The organism is Pseudomonas sp. JAI111 (genome assembly GCF_024809425.1).
In the GTDB taxonomy this organism is placed as follows: Bacteria; Pseudomonadota; Gammaproteobacteria; order Pseudomonadales; family Pseudomonadaceae; genus Aquipseudomonas.
The window spans coordinates 1,003,067-1,018,499 of the sequence record NZ_JANUCB010000001.1 but is presented as its reverse complement, the minus strand read 5'-3'; the positions used below and the strand labels follow the sequence as shown (position 1 = coordinate 1,018,499).

Sequence of the window (15,433 nt, the reverse complement as noted above, 5' to 3'; positions counted from 1 at the left end):
TTCCCACGCAGACGGTTCGACGCCTCGACGTGGGAACGATCAATCAACTCTTCAATGGCCGCAATTACTGCGGATCAATCCTGTCCAGCATCCGATTCACTGCCAGCTCACCCAGCATTACCACCTGCTGAATCCCCAGCAAGGTGTTGCGATGCGTGCCCTCCATCAGCCCTGCGAAATTACTCAGCATCACACTCGCGGATGCCAAGGATTCACACGCGTTGACCAGCAGGGTTTCGTCGTTTGCATCGGGGGCGACGAGGTAGAGTGTGCTGGGTTTTCGGGGGAGGTCTTGGGAGATGACCGGTTTGAGGTAGTAATCGAGGGCGCGGTCGGCGGCTTCGTTGAGCTTTTTGGGATCGGTGGATTCGTAGGGGGAAACGTCGTCGGTTTCGGGTGGGTTCGGGGTGATCTTGGGCATGGTAAAACTCCTACAAAAAATGGAGCCACCAAGACCTGTCGCTAAACAAGTAAAGGTGGCGGCTGCACGCAGGTTAGCGAACCGGGTGTAGGCGCCCGGCAGACCCGAAGGTCTCCCGCGCACAGCCGCCATAACATCAATCGCAGATATCAATAATCTGCGAGAGAGTTGGGAGCGCTGTTGCGCCTACATAGGTTCGGGTCGCTAAACCCGATCGCTGATTTGTCAGCGACCGGGAAACAATAGAGCCCGGCCTTTAGGCGCACAAGCCGGCGGATTCTGGCGCAGTCGTAGGCAACGACGCAAGGATGTGTAGTCTGAGTGAGTATCTGGAGATGTCTTTTAAACATCACCGTTTAATTATCACTCCAGTGATAAATAGATACGTCCCCTAAGCTGAGTTCTGAGGGTGGATACCGTGTGACCTGAAACGAAAAAAACCGCCATTCCTGTTCAGGGAATGGCGGGTTTTTTGTTGTTCGTTCGATCGTTCCCACGCTCTGCGTGGGAATGCAGCAAGGGACGCTCTGCGTCCCAAAAGCGGACGCGGAGCGTCCGGGGGAGGCATTCCCACGCGGAACGTAAGAACGATCGAACTTATACGCGTCTCATTTTGAAGTAGTCGAACACAATGAGATCCATTACAGGGGTGATGATTTCGATGCTCCAGATGTAGTTATGCCCGGCAGTCGAATATGTAATCAGCTGAGGATTAAAGTTGTTGGGAAGATTCATGTGGTGGAGGAGATTACCTTGTTCATCCCGGTAGATAACCGAAAGGTTGTTGAATTGCGCGAATCGGCAGTAGAAACTGACAAAGGAGTAACTCCAGTTGAATTGGATGTGCATGTGTTGCGTAGTGCCACTTGCCTGCCAATGCATCTCCAGCACCTGCCGGTAGCACTGATCCGGTATTTGAGGATAAGGACCTGTGATGACATTGGCTAATGGAGTGATCCCCATATAGCCGTTCCCTGCGCGGAATGTAATGGTCATGCTGTCCAGCACGATTTGCCCACCGGGTGCGATGAGTTGCGTAGGGCGATGATCAAAGTCTTCCGACAAGATGGGTTTCAATGCGCGAATGGTATATCGGCGCAAGGTAAAGGTAATGGCTTTGTTGATGTCGGCGCTTTTATCAAATGCCACCAGGAACTTGGCTTCCAGGATACTGCCGTCGGCAAGTTGTCTGTAAAAACTCTCGGGAATAGTTAAATCGAAGCGCCCTTGGTTAATCCAGACCTGGTGAACGGCATTCTTCGGAAAACTCAGCAGTGTTGTAGCGATGTCCTCCCCGCTGGCGTTCTTGCCACTCAGAATTAGCCATACAGGTTGAAACAGGGCAATCAGCGGCCACACCAGGCAACGGATCGTAGCCGGGCCCGTCAGATTGGTGACATCCAGTTCAGGTCCTACTCCGCTATTCTCGGCCTGGAGAATGGTCGGGGCCGGCAGACGGCTGTCAAAGTCGGCAATGGCCAACACCATCAGTGACAGTGGCTTGGAAGGTGATGAAACGCCCCTTCTGATCACGTTGTAGATGACGGTCACTGTCAGGCCCAGACAGTGGGCGACTACCGAAACCGGAATGCTGATGGCCAGGCCGGCACTGACCAGAGTGGCCGGCGACGTATAGGAGCCTTCAGGTGAGGTGCCGGTTGGCGCGATCCAGCTTACGGTGATCTGATCGCCATCGACAAATGTATTGGCCGGCACTTGGCAGGTCAGTGTGTACTGAGCCGCAAATGGCTCCAGTGTTTTGCCGTTCGACGCTTCCTTCACGGTAGGGGCCAGCAGCGTCAACGCGGCCCGGATGGTATATTCCCGGCGCGGAAAGCCGACCATCCTGGTCTTGTCTGCCACGCCGTTGAAGTTCACCCCGAATCTAACCGTCATGACGCTTTGATCCGCCAGGGTCTTCAACCACGCGATGGGTGCCTGCGTGATTAACGCTGAAGGCGGATATTTATGCGCTTGGCCGGTCCATAGCACGTACTCGGTGGCATTGCCGTTTGGCAGGAAGCCGTCATAGCGCAGCCAGACACCCTGTCCATACGCTTGCAAGAACCACTGGTCCACGCTGAATTTTTCATTGCCCGCCAGTTTGGAAGCATCCAGTTCCTTAGTCATTACGCCGGCGATTGTGGGTGTTGGCAGGTCGCTGCTTTCCTGAGGGATGAGTTGCACCGACAGATTCAAATCGCCCGAGACGTACGTTTTTCCGCCTTGAGTAATGGTGTAGAACACCCTCACGACGGTGCCCAGGCAGAACGCCACTACCGAGTTTGGAATGCGGATAATCAGACCGGCACTCACCAAGGTGGCTGGCGAGGTATGGGAACCACCGGACGGCGTTCCGGCTGCTGCGATCCAGGACACGGTTAGCCGGGCATCCGGTTTGAAGGCGGGGTTGGTCGGCACCACAATGGTCAGTGTATTTCGAGCCTTGAACGGAATAAGGATCTTGTCGTCGGCCTCGTTCACGCGAGGTGGCAGGGGCGTTCCGATCACTTCCTCGCCAAACATCAATTGCAGCAAATTGGAAAACACCTCCACTTCTCCCGGGTTAGTCACCGTGCATTGCACGGTCAACGGGGTGTTGGCATAGGGGGCGATGTATTTGGCGGGCACATGAAAGATGACGGGCTGGGTCGGGTCGGTGACGATCAATTTAAAAATGAACAGGGCTTTAATCCCGTCCTGATCCGTGGTTTGCCAGTTGAGATTGACAATTGCGCCTATTTTCAATGGCCAGTATTTGGCGACCTGCACCGTGGCGGTGGCGGTGTCGACCGGTAGCTTGTTGTCCACCAGCGGATCGACAATCGGCAAGCCCAAGGGCAGGGATGAGCCGCTGAACGTGGCGTCGGCGGGTTTCGAGAACTGGGTCTTGCCGGCTCTGATCAGTTGGTAGGACGCCCGCGCCGAACCTCCAATCAGGTTGCGCACCCATTCATTCTCAACCGCAAAGTTCATGCTCCTGCTGGCGGCAGTGAGGGTGCGACGGAAAGTCTGGATAACCGGGTCGCCGCCTTTGGTGAGCCCTTCCAGCACTAGCTCGATCAGATCTTTCGCTGCAAATACCCCGGTGATCAGGACATTCAGGGGGCCGTCCATAAGCCCGTCGTGATTCACCACATTGTCCAGATCAGCCTGTTCAAAAATCGGCGCGGTCAGCAACACCGTGCCGGGTTTGGCCGTGAGAAAGAGCGCATCCGACCAGCCGCTGGTGTTTTGCACCCTGTCGATCACTTCCCAACGCACCACCAGACTGTTGGTGGGCATCAGGCTGGCGAGCATTTGCGGTGTCAGTTCAAAAACAATGTCACCCAACACGGTGACGGTGTGTTCCAGAAGCAGTGTTCCAAAGGCAAGCACTACCACGTCACCGATGGACTGGTTGAAGTACGCCAGCACGGTCACGAACATGCCTTCGTCGATCACGGTCTGATCGATGATGCTTTCCGAGGCGACGGGCAATTTCAGGCCCTGATTGAACGGCTTGCCCCCGTCCGTGTCCGCTTCGCCCGGCGCCGGGTACTTGTAAAACAGCGGAACGGGTGGCGATCCCTCGGTGCCGTTCCCGCTCACGCGCGTAACATCGAACCACAGGGGCAGGTTGTTGGCCTGGAAGGGCAGAAACCTGCTTTCCATGACATTAGAGGCAATGTAGAAGGGAATGTTTTTCGCGTTGCCGTTTGCATCGAAATGCGCTTCGGTAACCGAGAACTCTGCGACGGGAGCGTTTTTTGTTTCGATGTACACCTTGATGTCGTCGCCGATGGCCATGCTCTCATAGGCCAGGATATAGACCAGCAATCCGTCACGATCACATGTGCACCATGTTGATGTTGATTCCCAACGCACCGTCGCTCTGCAGTTTGTAGCCAGGCGGGTAGGGAGGGGCGACCGCTAGCACGCCGATGCCGCGTTCGGGCGGGAAGACGACGACTTGTCCATTGGCGGCGGGGTCAGCGTTTGTCATGGGGCTGTTCATGAATGCGTACCTTCCAGAGAGGCGCCCGGCCTCCCGATTGGGCGGCACCGATATGGAAGGATTAGAGCGTCGCCGCGGATGTTTGCCTACTGTCAGATCTGACAGGTACTCCCTGCTTTAAGACGAACGGTAATCCCCCTCACATCGGCTCCGGCGGCCCGATCAACCTCCCCATCACTCCAAACAATCCCAGCTCTCGAATCACCTCCAGTTCCCCTTTGGTCTCGACCATCTCCGCAATCAATGGCAAATCGATGCTGTTGGTTGCCCTATAGATCGCATCGATGAACAGCCGCTTGTCAGGCTGCTCGTCGATGTGACGGATGTACGCCCCATCTATTTTCAAATACGCCAGGCCCAGCTGGGTCAGATTGCCGATCTGGCTGAAGCTGCCACCGAAATGCTGCAATCCGATGCGATACCCGGTGTTGAGCAGGCTATGGCTCAGGCGCTGCAATTCTTCCGGCGGCGGCAGTTGGCGTTCGTCAATTTCCAGGATCAGCAGGGGGGCCAGTTCGGGCAGCGATTCGAGCATGTCGATGATCTGTCGCAGTTGCACCGGGTCGCGCAGCGTGTTGCCCGACAGGCTTAACGCCAGCGGCCATCGATTGACGACGAGGTATTCGAGGGTGGCTTCGAGCATCGCCAGATCGAAGCGCGCCGACCAGCCAAGACGCTCGATCCACGGCAGAAAATGCCCGGCGGGTATCGCCTTGCCCTGTGGGTCGAGCAGGCGCGCAAGGACTTTGTGGTGCAGCACCTGGCTGGTGTCGGCGCATTGCACCACGGGTTGGAAATACAATTGCATCTTGCCTTCGGTCAGCGCGTCGTCGATCCAGGTGCGCCAGTCGTGTTGAGCGTGGTTTGGCGTGGTATCTGTGTGAGCCAGGTGTATCCATGGGCGTTCTGGATGTTGCTGGGCCTGGGTCAGTGCCTGATCGAGGCGCAGGAACACGTCGCTGGCCGGTTCGCCGGGGTGATAGGCGACCACGCCCAGATGCGCCACGGGCATGCAGTCGCTGGCGCCGGTCAGGCGCAGGTTTTCCAGGGTGGCGCTGATTTCCGAGGCCAGGCGAGCCGCGTCCGTGCTGTCCAGACCGGGTGCCAGCACGCAGAATTCACCGCCCCGATTGCGCGCTGCCAGCCAGGTGCGCCGGGCTGGAACCTGAGTCAGACGCTTGAGCAATTCGCCGACGGTCCTGATCAGCGCATCGGTGCGCTGACCACCGAGGCGTTGGTTGAGTCCGATCAGATCGTTGATCCGCAGCATCAGCAGATGGCCGTCGCTGCTCTGTTCGCCGACCAGTAAATGATCGGCCAGTTGCTCATCCAGCAAGCGCCGGTTGGCCAGTCCAGTGAGGCCGTCCTGATAGGACTCGGCACGCAGTTTTTCACTGCGCGCGGCCTCTTCGGCGAACAGCGCCTTGAGCTTTTCGACCATCTGGTTCATCGCCAGCACCACGCGTTTCAATTCGGGTGTGCGTGGCAATTTGGGCAGGCTCAGGAACTCGCGTTTGCTGATGGCTTGGGCTTGTTTGACCATTTTGTCCAGCGGGCGTAATTGCCGACGTAGCAGCCAGCCACCGAACACGGCGCTGAGCAATCCGCAGATCAGCAACCAGATCAGGCTACCGAGTGTGCTGTCCCAGAGTTTGGCCAAGGCAAACTGCGGATTGCTCAGCACTTCGACTCGCGCCACCTGTTCCCAGCCACGCATGACCAGTGCATCGCCGCCTTCCGGGCGCAGGTTGACCAGGCTCACGAACCAACCGGGGACGCCCTCGATGTGCGTCGCTGCGTTGCGCTCGACCAGCACCTCTCCATCGACGATGTTGACGACGCGGATGCTGCGGAAATAGCCACTGTCGAAGATCGAGCTGACCATCAATTCAGTCATTGCCGGATCGTCGATCTGCTCCGTCAGCGACAAGCCCAGTGCGGTGGCCGCGTCCTGGGCGTGGGAGCGCAACTGGCCGAGCATTTGTTCGCGCGAGCTTTCCAGGCTGACAAAAAAACTGCCGCTGAACGCCACCAGCAAGAACAGACAAATGGCGATGAACAACTGTTTGCGCAGTGACATACAACGCTCCTTGCGATGGCCGCTAGCCTTCGCCCACGGCGAACCCTTCAGCCTGCATCTTTTTCAGCACGTCTTGCCAGCGCGACAGCTTTTTCGAGTCGCTGCTGCGCTTGCCGCCATTGGCCCCGGGTAAATACAGGCCTTCTGCGTTGAAGGCGTACACCGGCAACAGGTCTTTGCGTTGGGAAGCGGGGCGGATGTCGCCGATCAGGTTGTCCAGCACCAGCGGTTCGGCCGCAGGGTTGCTGTAGAAGGTCAGGACCATGTGCGCCTGGTTCTGGGTCAGGGCCTTGACGTAGGTGATGCGCAGCTTTTCGCTGGGAATCCCGAGTTGGCGCAAACTGAAATATTTCGCCAGGGCGTAGTCTTCGCAGTCGCCTGCACCCTTGATCAGTGATTCTTCCGGCGTGGCCCAGTAATCGGTCTGACGCCAGATGCGGGTGTCGTCCTGGAAACTCAGTTGTTGATTGAAAAAGCGATTGACCGCGTCCAGTTGCTCGCGCTCGGGCTGGTTGGCTTCGCTTTTGAGCATTTGACTCCAGGCCTCGATTCTTCCTTGGGCAGCGCCGAGCGGGCCGTAGCGCTTTTCGGCGGTCTGCAGAATCTGTGAAAACTCCCAGTTGGCCCAGACACTGCCCAGTCCCGTCAGTAGAAAACCCGCCAGCAGCAGCCATCCGCCGAGCCGAAATCGGAGCGCTGGCCATCCTGGACTACGCCGGCGACGGGACATGTCTGGCTGCTGCTCGGGTGCAGATGACTGAAGTCTAGGCGCAGTTCTTTAAAAAGGTGGGGTGATCGTCGGGTCAGTCCGCGGATCAGGGCTCAGGATTTGCGCAGGGTTTTCTGTCTGAGGATATAGATCGTGACCAGCACCGCGCTGGTCAGCATGAATCCACGGGCCCACGGCAGTGGCACCAGATAGCAGGAAAACAGGATGCTCACCCACATCAGCCCGATGGCGTAGACCTTGCCCTTGAGCGGAATGCCGTTGCCGTCGAGGTAGTCGCGAATCCACGGGCCAAGCTGCGGGTGCTCGACCAGCCACTGGTAAAAACGTGGCGAACTGCGGGCGAAGCAGGCGGCCGCCAGCAGCAGGAACGGGGTGGTGGGCAACACCGGCAGGAAAATCCCGATCACCCCCAACGCTACGCTCAGCCAGCCGATGGCCAGCAGCACGTAACGCAACATCAGGGAGCGGTTGCCTATGGGGTTGTCCATAGGCAAAACCTTAGTGGTGACGTGGCTTGAGGATCGCCGGTTTTTCGTCTGGCGCCTGGCACAGCAGGTACAGCGCGGTCAGCGCTTCCGGGATCTGTACGATCATGTCGTCCATGAGGTTGGGGTCTTTGGCGATGTCTTCGAACTCAGGCTGTTCGTCGAACAGGCCCGAACCGACCATGATCGGCAGCAGCATTTCGCTGACTTCGTCTTCGGCGGTTTCGAACCAGGCCGCTTCGCGCAGGAACACGCCTTCCATGAAGCCGATGCACCAGCCGCGCAGGTCGGAATCGTCCGGATCCTCGCCCAGGTCCAGCTCGCACGGCAGCTCGAATTCTTCATCGGAGGCCAGTTGGCGAGCGATGTGCGCCTTGAGCGCGAGCAGGGTGGATTCGATGGCTTCACGCTCGGTGTCGTCGGCGTAATGCGGCTCTTCGGCGAAAAGGGCGTCGATCCATTCACGATCCGGAACCACTTCGGAGCAGATCGACAGCGCGGTGAGGTAGCCGTGGGCGGCCACATAGTCCAGCGCCTCGTCATGCAGTTCGTCGGCGTCGAGGAAGACTTGCAAACGGGTTAGTTGCTCAGCGAAGGACATTAAAGGGCTACCTTGGGAATTAACAGATGCGGGAATTCTAGGCCTTCTTGAGCACACAGGCCAGCCGCGCGGCATATTTGCACCCCGGAACACCACAATCCCTGTGGGAGCGGGCTTGCTCGCGAAGGCGTCGTGTCAGGCAGCATTGATGTCGACTGACACTCCGCCTTCGCGAGCAAGCCCGCTCCCACAGGTTTTGCATTGCGTTAGCGTCACGTGTCTTCTCAGCGGCACCCTTTGAGGAGGAGGCCTCGGGTATACTCGCGCGTTTTGTGATGCCCTGCTGGCGTCGCGGCTGAAATATGAAGCGTCATGCAACGCGCACTTACGATTTGTCGGTGCAGCTTTCGTGGTTCTGAACCAGCCTTGCAGGGATGTTTCGGTGATTTTTGGAGTTTTTATGCTCGAGCAGGCTCAACGCGTCCTCAAGGACATCTTCGGCTACGACAGTTTCCGTGGCCGTCAGGGTGCAATCATTGAGCGCGTGGCCAGTGGCGGCGACGCCTTGGTACTGATGCCTACCGGTGGCGGCAAATCCCTGTGTTTCCAGGTGCCCGCGCTGCTGCGCGAAGGCCTGGCCGTGGTGGTGTCGCCGTTGATCGCATTGATGGACGATCAGGTTGCCACCCTCGAAGAACTGGGTGTCGCTGCCGCCGCACTGAACTCAACGCTCAGCGCCGAGCAGCAGCGCGACCTCGCCGCGCGGATCAAGCGCGGCGAAGTGAAGATGCTGTATCTGGCGCCCGAGCGACTGGTCCAGCCACGGATGCTGGCCTTCCTGCAAAGTCTTGAAATCTCCCTGTTCGCCATCGACGAAGCGCACTGCGTGTCCCAATGGGGCCACGATTTCCGTCGCGAATACCTGCAACTGGGCCAGTTGGCGGAGTTGTTCCCCAACGTTCCGCGCATAGCCTTGACGGCGACTGCGGACAAACGCACACGTGAAGAAATCGTCGACCGGCTGCATCTGCACAATGCCGAGCGCTTTCTGTCGAGCTTTGACCGCCCCAACATTTTCTACCGCATCGTGCCCAAGGAGCAGCCACGCAAGCAGTTGCTGGCGTTCCTCGCCGAGCGCCGCAGCGATGCCGGCATCGTCTATTGCCTGTCGCGCAAGAAAGTCGACGAAGTGGCAGTGTTTCTCAGTGAACAAGGCTTCCCGGCACTGCCGTATCACGCCGGTTTGCCCAACGACACCCGCGCCCATCACCAGAAGCGCTTCCTCAACGAGGAAGGCCTGATCATGGTCGCCACCGTGGCGTTTGGCATGGGCATCGACAAGCCCAACGTGCGCTTTGTCGCTCACCTCGACTTGCCGAAATCCCTTGAGGCGTACTACCAGGAAACCGGTCGCGGCGGCCGTGATGGCCTACCGGCGGATGCCTGGATGGCCTACGGCCTGCAAGACGTGGTGATGCTCAAGCAGATGCTGCAAAACTCCGAAGGCGATGAGCGTCACAAGCGTCTGGAGCAGCACAAGCTCGACGCCATGCTCTCGCTGTGCGAAGAAACCCGCTGCCGTCGCCAGACCCTGCTGGCCTACTTCGACGAAGACATGCCCGAGCCGTGCGGCCATTGCGACAACTGCGTCGACGGCGTGCAGACCTGGGACGCCACCGAGCCGGCCCGCCAGGCGCTTTCGGCGATCTACCGCACCGGCCAGCGTTACGGCGTCGGGCATCTGGTGGATGTATTGCTGGGCAAGGACAACGAAAAGATCCGCAGCTTCGGCCATCAGCATCTTTCGGTTTATGGTGTCGGCAAAGCGCTGGGCGAGAGCGAATGGCGCTCCCTGTTCCGCCAACTGGTGGCCCGTGGCCTGGCCGACATCGACCTCGAAGGATACGGCGGCCTGCGTCTGAGCGACACCTGCCGGCCATTGCTCAAGGGCGAAGTGACCCTGGAGTTGCGCCGCGACCTCAAACCGCAAACCACTGCCAAAAGCAGCAAGAGCCAGGCAAGCCAACTGGTGCGCGGCGAAGAGCGCGAACAGTGGGAAGCCTTGCGCGCCTTGCGTCGCAAGCTCGCCGAAGAACATGGCGTGCCGCCTTACGTCATTTTTCCCGACTCGACCTTGCTGGAAATGCTCCGCAGCCAGCCGACCTCGCTGGCGGAAATGGCCACCGTCAGTGGCGTCGGCGCGCGCAAGCTGGAGCGTTACGGCGAAGCCTTCCTCGAAGTGTTGGGTGGACAGGTCGAGGCGCCGAAAGTGGTGGCCGACGTACGCCACGAGCTGATCACCCTGGCCCGGGCCGGCATGACGCCGCTGCAAATAGCCGGTCAGCTGCAATGCTCGGAAAAGAATGTCTACACCATGCTCGCCGAGGCCATCGGCAAACAGCAGTTGTCGCTGGAACAGGCGCTGGATCTGCCGGAAGAATTGATGGGCGAAGTCCAGGACGCATTCCTCGACGGCGAGGGCGAGTTGCCGCCGGTCTCGGAGATCGCTGCGTTGTTTGCGGGGAGAGTGCCGGAAGGGGTGTTGTACTGCGTACGGGCGGCGCTGCAATCTGAATTTGAGGTTTAAGTGACCGGTCAGGGTGGTGTAACGATTCACTACAGACCAGTCCTTGCCTCGAGCCAATGGTCATGCTTAGCTGACTAATAATTAGTTTTCTCTATTTCAGTCTGATCATGAGTGTTTTATGCCGTTAACCGATCAACACCGTTTTGGCATGCAACTGGCCCAGATGTCGCGTGGCTGGCGTGCCGAACTGGACCGCCGTCTGGCAGGCCTCGGATTGTCCCAGGCTCGCTGGCTGGTGCTGCTGCACCTGGCGCGTTTCGACGAAGCGCCAACCCAACGTGAACTGGCGCAAAGCGTCGGCGTCGAAGGGCCGACCCTGGCCCGATTACTTGATAGCCTGGAAAGCCAGGGACTGGTCCAGCGCCAATCGGTACTGGAAGACCGTCGGGCGAAGAAGATCGTCCTGTGTGCCCCGGCCCGTCCCCTGATCGAACAAATTGAAACCATTGCCAATCAACTGCGCCGCGAACTGTTCGAAGGCGTGGATGAGGCGGAGTTGAAGATCTGCATGCGCGTTCACGGGCACATTCTGGCGAACCTGGAAAAGTCTTGAGGCATAACCGCGTGTCAGCTTTTTGAGATACCCCGTTGAGCGGACTATAAAGAACTACTAGGCAATATCGTGTTCGTACCGGATGTGCGAACACGTACAGGTTGGTTCTGGTTATCTAAGGGATGCACATGCTCGAGAGTTGGCACGTTGTTTTGCGGTGTTGCGCCAGGCTGCTTCTGGTCGGTGGTGCTGTCACTTACTCGGCATTGGCCCCTGCGCTGGGATTGGGTGAGATCACCCTTCATTCCGCGTTGAATCAGCCGTTGCGTGCCGACATTGCCTTGGTGGATGTCGGCAGTCTGGAGGAGGGCGAGCTCTCCGTCAGCCTGGCGACGGCGGATGAGTTCAGCCGCGCCGGCGTCGACCGGGTGTTCTTCCTCAACGATTTGAAGTTCACACCGGTGTTGCGGGGCAACCGCAGCCTGATCCGGGTGACCTCCAGCAAACCGGTCAACGAACCCTTCCTGAATTTCGTGGTGCAGCTTAATCAGCCCAACGGGCGTTTGCTGCGCGAGTACACGGTACTGATCGATCCACCGGGTTCACCCGGGATCGTGCCGGACGACGATGTACCCGTCGCCAATCAACCAAACTCTCCCTTCCCGAGCGTCAAACCGGCCACTGCGTCAGCACCGGCGGCGAAGAAGTCCGCGACGGCGCCCAAGGTCGATCCACTTGTCGCGGCCCCTGTGAGCGATCCCGTTGCCGAGCAACTGGCCGCCAGCATTTTGCAAAACCAGCAACTGCAAAAGACCGTCGATGAGTTGAGCGCGAAGCTCAAGGCTCAGGACGAGCAGGCCGCTGGCCAGAAAAAACAGGTGTCCGAACTGCAAACCCAACTGGCTGAGATCAAGCAGGCTCCGCCTGCAGCACCAGTCGCGATAGCGCCTGCTGCCCCGGTCGTTGTTGAAGAGACCGACAGCCAGTGGCCGCTGATCATCGGCTTGCTGGGGTTGATAGCGTTGGTGTTGCTGGGGCTGTTCGTTCGCCGCCGACAACAGCGCGGTCAGGTATTGGCGCCGGATCCAGCCGCTTTACCGCCACGCCAGGAGCCGGTGCTCGATCGAGCGGCTGCTGCGGTGGAAAACGCTCCACCGCCCGCAACATCTCCCGAACCTCATGAAGAAACGGCGGCGGGTGATGTGCTGGAAGGCGTTGGCATCTACCTGGCCTATGGCCGATATTCCGAAGCCGCCGGTTTGTTGCGAGACGCCTTGGCCAAGCAACCACAGCGCACGGACCTGGCGGTGCAACTGTTGGAGGTCCTCGGCAAGCAAGGTGATGTTCGCGCCTATGAGGTGCAGGAAAACAGCTTGCGTGACGCCGGGTTCGACCCTCAGGAACTTCAGGACATGCGCGCCCGTCATCCGAAACTGAGTGCGATGCCGGTGCTGGTGCCGGTGCTCGTGCCTGCGGCGGCGGCAAACATCGTTGCGGTGAAACCCGAAAGCGCGCCCGCCGACGAATTCCGGTTGAACCTGGACGACCTGTCGATGGATGCGAATTGGGATCTGGTCAGCCCCTTCGAAACAACCAAACCTGCCAATGCACCGCCCAAGGCCGCTGAGCCCGCGTTCGCTTCAAATCTGCACGTATTGCCCGATGTGTTCGAGATGCCCGACGAGATCACCCTGGACGAACCCGAACTCGAATGGGTGCCCGAACCTGACTCACAGTCACTGGATGACGACTTTCTCGACACGTTCAGCGACAGCGGACAATCGCTGGAGCTGGAACCCCTCAACCTTGAACCCCTGAACCTTGAACCGCCCAGGCCGACCAGCGCCGGCAAGCTGGAACAAGCCCAGAACTGCATCGACGACGGTGATCTGGACAGCGCCATCGAACTGCTCAACGAGTTGCTTAAAGACGGTGATGAGCCGCTCAAGCAGACCGCCCGGAGTCTGTTGGCCGGAATCCGCTGAGCAACTAAACTGGCGGCGCACTCAGGTTCAGGAATTCGGCTCATCATGACCACGCAAAAACCGGAAATCGTCATCACCTACTGCACGCAATGCCAATGGCTGTTGCGCGCGGCCTGGCTGGCGCAAGAACTGCTCAGCACCTTTGGCGATGACTTGGGCAAGGTTTCGCTGGTGCCCGGCACTGGCGGTGTCTTCCACATTTTCTGTGACGAGGTGCAGCTCTGGGAGCGCAAGGCTGATGGTGGTTTCCCGGAAGCCAAGGTGCTCAAGCAGCGGGTCCGCGATCAGATCGATCCTGATCGCGACCTGGGCCACAACGACCGGACTCAGTGAGAGGCGGCCTCGGCCACCACGGTTTTTTTACTGGAGCCGCCTGACAATCTGCTGGAAACCACAATTGCGACGATGATCAATGCTCCGCCGATCAGCATGCGCAGCGTCGGGTTTTCATCGAACAACAGCCACGCCACGGTGATCCCGTAGACCGGCTCCAGGGCGAACACCACGGCGGCGGTGCGCGCCTTGATGACCGCCAGGCTGGCGACGAACAAACTGTGGGCAACCCCGGTGCAGAATACGCCGAGCAGACCGATCCACAGCCAGTCGATAGTGCGCACGTCGCTCAATAGCGGTGCTGCCACTGGTAGCAGGCACAGGGCAACCACCACGTTTTGACACAGCGCGGCCTGCACCGCCGGGATTCGTCCGGAGCTGGCGCGGTTGGTCAGTGACAGCAGGGCGAACAGCAAGCCTGAACCGACGGCCCAGAGCAGGCCCACGGTGGCACCACTCGCCAGATCGAAATCAGGCGTGACCAGCACCAGCCCGACACTCACCAGCACGACCAGGAGGATTTCGTTGGCGCGAATCCGCTCACGGAAAATCAGCCCTTCGAGAATCACGGTAAACGCCGGGAAGCTGGCGAACCCCAGAGTCGCAATCGCCACGCCCGCGACTTTCACCGCAATGAAAAAACTCACCCAATGCCCCGCCAGGAGCAAGCCGCTGAGCAGCAGGCGGCGCCAGTCCTGCGCTTCGAGTTTCTGCCAGCGTGTGTTGCTGGCGAACCGTGCGAAGAATGCCAATGCCAGCACGGCAAACGCGGCCCGACCAAAAACGATGACCGAGGGGGAGGCGGCAGCGAGTTTGCCGAACACACCAGTCAGGCCAAACATCAGTGCGCCGATATGCAGGGCGCCAAGGGCGGTACGCGGAGTCATTGCAATCCTTGATAACGGTAGTGAGCCAAGCCGACAGACATCGGCAGCTGCTCATTATTTAATCGTGCAATGCCGGCCATGTCTGTCGCCAGACTATCGTCCTTTGTTGCCAGACTCGCGGCGCAGTTCGCCCGGCGTCGCACCGAACTCGCGCAACACCGCCGCAGCGAATGCGCTCTGGGAACTGTAACCGACCCGACTGGCGATCTCGCCGACAGGCAGCGGCGAGTCACGCAGCAATCCCACCGCTATATGCAGCCGTCGACTGCGAATGTAGTCCATCGGCGTCTGCCCGCATTCCGCGACAAACCGCGCGTGCAACCGAGCGCTCGACAAGCCGGCGATGCGCGCCAGATCGGCGACCTGCAGCGGATAAGCCGCATACTGATCGATGTGCGCATTCAGGGCGGCATACGGCAAGCGTCGACCGCCCACGACGTCTGGCTTGGCGTTGTTGAGGCTGGCCAATAACAGCACCGCGCCTTGCTGGGCAATCAACGGATCACTGACCTGACTGGCCGCAAGCCAGCTCACCAACTGACTTTGACCGGCGTCCAGCGGCAGGCGACCGGCGTTGTCGAGCAGGCGTCGACTGGCCTCGGCGTGATCGCCCAAGGACTGCGAAATCCATTGGTCGCTCGGCACATCCAGCACCAGGCAGCGACTGCCATTGCTGCTGCCGCAGGCGTGATGGAAGCCGGACGGCACCACCACGAAACTCTGTTGCACCACTTGGCTGCCACGCCCGCCGACTTCAAAGTCCAGCGCGCCCGAGAGCCCGAACACCAGTTGTGCGTGGTCGTGGCTGTGGACGATCAGGTCTTCGGTGTACTGGCGTAGCGTGAGGATCGGTCTCATCGCAGGTCTCCCGGGCAAGATGCGGTCAGTCTACAC

The 15,433-nt window shown here is 59.4% G+C and carries 13 protein-coding genes; 4 read left to right on the top strand and 9 right to left on the bottom strand.

Going from position 1 to position 15,433, the window contains the following annotated elements; genetic code table 11:
• Positions 1 to 64: 64 nt before the first annotated feature.
• The 7 genes from HNR03_RS04865 to HNR03_RS04835 all read right to left on the bottom strand — a co-directional run bounded on the left by HNR03_RS04865 (position 65) and on the right by HNR03_RS04835 (position 8,314).
• Positions 65 to 421 (bottom strand): DUF6124 family protein, encoded by a 357-nt coding sequence (locus tag HNR03_RS04865; protein WP_259151228.1) that lies wholly within the window; start codon positions 419 to 421, stop codon positions 65 to 67.
• A gap of 597 nt (positions 422 to 1,018) precedes the next feature.
• On the bottom strand, positions 1,019 to 4,240 hold the full coding sequence (locus tag HNR03_RS04860; RefSeq protein ID WP_259151226.1) for a hypothetical protein: 3,222 nt from the start codon (positions 4,238 to 4,240) through the stop codon (positions 1,019 to 1,021).
• A gap of 10 nt (positions 4,241 to 4,250) precedes the next feature.
• Positions 4,251 to 4,418: a hypothetical protein gene (locus HNR03_RS04855; protein WP_259151224.1), complete on the bottom strand. Its 168-nt coding sequence runs from the start codon at positions 4,416 to 4,418 to the stop codon at positions 4,251 to 4,253.
• Between the two features lie 139 nt (positions 4,419 to 4,557).
• A complete protein-coding gene (gene lapD / locus HNR03_RS04850; protein WP_259151222.1) occupies positions 4,558 to 6,498 on the bottom strand; it encodes a cyclic di-GMP receptor LapD in 1,941 nt (646 codons plus the stop codon).
• Between the two features lie 22 nt (positions 6,499 to 6,520).
• A complete protein-coding gene (lapG, locus tag HNR03_RS04845; RefSeq protein WP_259151221.1) occupies positions 6,521 to 7,228 on the bottom strand; it encodes a cysteine protease LapG in 708 nt (235 codons plus the stop codon).
• 92 nt (positions 7,229 to 7,320) lie between these two features.
• Entirely contained in the window at positions 7,321 to 7,716 is a 396-nt protein-coding gene (locus HNR03_RS04840; protein WP_222585181.1) for a YbaN family protein, read from the bottom strand.
• A gap of 10 nt (positions 7,717 to 7,726) precedes the next feature.
• Positions 7,727 to 8,314 carry a YecA family protein gene (locus tag HNR03_RS04835; RefSeq protein WP_259151215.1) on the bottom strand — a complete coding sequence of 196 codons (588 nt, stop codon included), beginning with the start codon at positions 8,312 to 8,314 and terminating at the stop codon, positions 7,727 to 7,729.
• Positions 8,315 to 8,714: 400 nt separating this feature from the next.
• On the opposite strand from HNR03_RS04835, the gene recQ reads away from it, so the two are divergent.
• The 4 genes from recQ (at position 8,715) to HNR03_RS04815 (ending at position 13,652) form a co-directional block, all read left to right on the top strand.
• Positions 8,715 to 10,841, top strand: a complete 2,127-nt coding sequence (gene recQ / locus HNR03_RS04830; protein ID WP_222585183.1) for a DNA helicase RecQ — start codon at positions 8,715 to 8,717, stop codon at positions 10,839 to 10,841.
• A gap of 118 nt (positions 10,842 to 10,959) precedes the next feature.
• Complete coding sequence (locus HNR03_RS04825) at positions 10,960 to 11,394, top strand: MarR family transcriptional regulator (RefSeq protein ID WP_208671801.1); 435 nt, start codon at positions 10,960 to 10,962, stop codon at positions 11,392 to 11,394.
• Between the two features lie 128 nt (positions 11,395 to 11,522).
• The gene (locus tag HNR03_RS04820; RefSeq protein WP_259151213.1) at positions 11,523 to 13,319 is read left to right on the top strand and encodes a FimV/HubP family polar landmark protein; all 1,797 of its coding nucleotides are present in this window, start codon (positions 11,523 to 11,525) and stop codon (positions 13,317 to 13,319) included.
• Positions 13,320 to 13,364: 45 nt separating this feature from the next.
• A complete protein-coding gene (locus HNR03_RS04815; RefSeq protein WP_090181428.1) occupies positions 13,365 to 13,652 on the top strand; it encodes a SelT/SelW/SelH family protein in 288 nt (95 codons plus the stop codon).
• Here the strand turns inward: HNR03_RS04815 and HNR03_RS04810 are convergent.
• Together HNR03_RS04810 and HNR03_RS04805 are read right to left on the bottom strand one after the other, a co-directional pair.
• A complete protein-coding gene (locus HNR03_RS04810) occupies positions 13,646 to 14,539 on the bottom strand; it encodes a DMT family transporter (protein ID WP_259151210.1) in 894 nt (297 codons plus the stop codon). The two genes, HNR03_RS04815 and HNR03_RS04810, sit on opposite strands and share 7 nt — an antisense overlap.
• 93 nt (positions 14,540 to 14,632) lie before the next feature.
• Positions 14,633 to 15,397: an AraC family transcriptional regulator gene (locus tag HNR03_RS04805; protein WP_259151208.1), complete on the bottom strand. Its 765-nt coding sequence runs from the start codon at positions 15,395 to 15,397 to the stop codon at positions 14,633 to 14,635.
• Between the last annotated feature and the right edge of the window lie 36 nt (positions 15,398 to 15,433).

Coding starts and splice junctions, on each gene's coding strand:
- lapD (WP_259151222.1), bottom strand. CDS start 6,498: ATGTCACTGCGCAAACAGTTGTTCATCGCCATTTGTCTGTTCTTGCTG.
- HNR03_RS04805 (WP_259151208.1), bottom strand. CDS start 15,397: ATGAGACCGATCCTCACGCTACGCCAGTACACCGAAGACCTGATCGTC.
- HNR03_RS04840 (WP_222585181.1), bottom strand. CDS start 7,716: ATGGACAACCCCATAGGCAACCGCTCCCTGATGTTGCGTTACGTGCTG.
- lapG (WP_259151221.1), bottom strand. CDS start 7,228: ATGTCCCGTCGCCGGCGTAGTCCAGGATGGCCAGCGCTCCGATTTCGG.
- HNR03_RS04820 (WP_259151213.1), top strand. CDS start 11,523: ATGCTCGAGAGTTGGCACGTTGTTTTGCGGTGTTGCGCCAGGCTGCTT.
- recQ (WP_222585183.1), top strand. CDS start 8,715: ATGCTCGAGCAGGCTCAACGCGTCCTCAAGGACATCTTCGGCTACGAC.
- HNR03_RS04835 (WP_259151215.1), bottom strand. CDS start 8,314: ATGTCCTTCGCTGAGCAACTAACCCGTTTGCAAGTCTTCCTCGACGCC.
- HNR03_RS04865 (WP_259151228.1), bottom strand. CDS start 421: ATGCCCAAGATCACCCCGAACCCACCCGAAACCGACGACGTTTCCCCC.
- HNR03_RS04855 (WP_259151224.1), bottom strand. CDS start 4,418: ATGAACAGCCCCATGACAAACGCTGACCCCGCCGCCAATGGACAAGTC.
- HNR03_RS04825 (WP_208671801.1), top strand. CDS start 10,960: ATGCCGTTAACCGATCAACACCGTTTTGGCATGCAACTGGCCCAGATG.
- HNR03_RS04810 (WP_259151210.1), bottom strand. CDS start 14,539: ATGACTCCGCGTACCGCCCTTGGCGCCCTGCATATCGGCGCACTGATG.
- HNR03_RS04815 (WP_090181428.1), top strand. CDS start 13,365: ATGACCACGCAAAAACCGGAAATCGTCATCACCTACTGCACGCAATGC.